A 450-nucleotide genomic window follows, 5' to 3' on the forward strand; every position below is an offset into this window, starting at 1 on the left:
CGGATCGCCTGATCTTCGCCCAGAATCAGGCCATTGACGGCATAGGGCACGATTTCCCGCTGTATCCCCTTCATGGTGATCGGCGGCAACGGCGTGGCATCAACCATATCCTTCACCAGCGCGTATGTCTCGTAGCTGATGACGATCTTGCCGCCCTCGGCGATCGATTGCAGGCGGGCGGCCAGATTGGCCTCGGCGCCAATAATCGTGTAATCCATCCGGTCGTTGCTGCCGAAATTGCCAACATTGCAGTAGCCACTATTGATCCCCATGCGGACGACGAAGGGCTCTTCCGTGCCCTCGCCGCGCCATTTCGCTTTCAGCTCGCCAAGCCGGTGCTGCATGTCAATTGCCATCTTCAGACAGGCTTTGGCATCTTCTGCCGCCCCATTGGTCTCCGGATCGCCGAAGAAGACCAGCACGGCGTCTCCGATGAACTTGTCGAGCGTG

Annotated in this window: 1 protein-coding gene; it reads right to left on the reverse strand. The window is 58.9% G+C overall.

From position 1 onward, the window contains the following. Nucleotides 1-450 (reverse strand): adenylate/guanylate cyclase domain-containing protein (locus B3605_RS12395; protein ID WP_296434105.1); only part of this gene is annotated, 450 nt, incomplete at both ends.

The sequence above is a fragment of the Rhizobium sp. UBA1881 genome, from assembly GCF_002338015.1.
Taxonomy (GTDB): Bacteria; Pseudomonadota; Alphaproteobacteria; order Rhizobiales; family Rhizobiaceae; genus Rhizobium.